At 70.2% G+C, this 729-nt stretch carries 2 protein-coding genes; both read left to right on the top strand.

Annotation, left to right across the window (positions count from 1 at the left end; genetic code table 11):
- The first annotated feature begins 44 nt into the window (after window positions 1–44).
- A complete protein-coding gene (locus G6026_RS14810) occupies window positions 45–449 on the top strand; it encodes an SAV_6107 family HEPN domain-containing protein (protein WP_182613627.1) in 405 nt (134 codons plus the stop codon).
- 176 nt (window positions 450–625) lie between these two features.
- Window positions 626–729: DUF3040 domain-containing protein (locus tag G6026_RS17585; protein ID WP_182613626.1), on the top strand; the 104-nt coding region annotated here is incomplete at its 3' end.

Genomic DNA, 729 nt, shown 5'->3' with positions numbered 1-729 from the left:
TCCCCGCCGATACCGTGAGGCGCAGAAGGGGAGGTGCAGGGCAGATGGGTTCGAGAACGCCGGTCCGTACGCCAGCCGGGGGTGCCGTCGGGTTCCTCGGTCGAGCGGAGCGCGCCGAGATCCACCGGGGCCGGGCCGTGGCCGCGACGTCCCCCGCCGACCGGTTTCTCGAGTCGTACCGCGCGGCGAGGTCGGCGGCGGCGGCGCTCGTGTCCCCGGGGCCGCGTCGTCGTGGACCTTCCGATGTATGGCACAGACTCGCCGCGGAAGTGCCCGAATTGGCGGAATGGGCCTCCGCGTTCGGCGGTTTCTCGACCCTCGCCGCCGCCGTGGAGGACGGTCTGCCCCGCGACGTCTCACACCGTATGGCGGACGATTTCCTCTGGGCGGTCGGCCGATTCCTGGACCTGGTGGACGAGCGGTTGGGGGTTCTGGGGCCGGCGGCGTGACGCCGTGGACGACGGGTGGGGCAGGCTTCCCGTCGTCACGCGGAATCGCGGTGGTCACCACCGCGTTGCGCTCGTATGATGGGAGGAACCCTCGACCGGCCGATCCCCGTAGACTGTCCACGTCACACGGCCGAGCCGGCCGAGCTCGTAAGCACGAGCGTTCTGAGGAGGTCGCAGTGCCCCTGTCCGAGCACGAGCAGCGCATGCTCGACGAGATCGAGAATGCGCTCTACGCCGACGACCCCAAGTTCGCGTCGTCTGTTCGAAAGACCGGTGGGGC

The sequence above is a fragment of the Dietzia sp. DQ11-38-2 genome (assembly GCF_014145055.1).
Classification (GTDB): domain Bacteria; phylum Actinomycetota; class Actinomycetes; order Mycobacteriales; family Mycobacteriaceae; genus Dietzia.
This window is presented reverse-complemented; position numbering and strand designations above follow the sequence as displayed.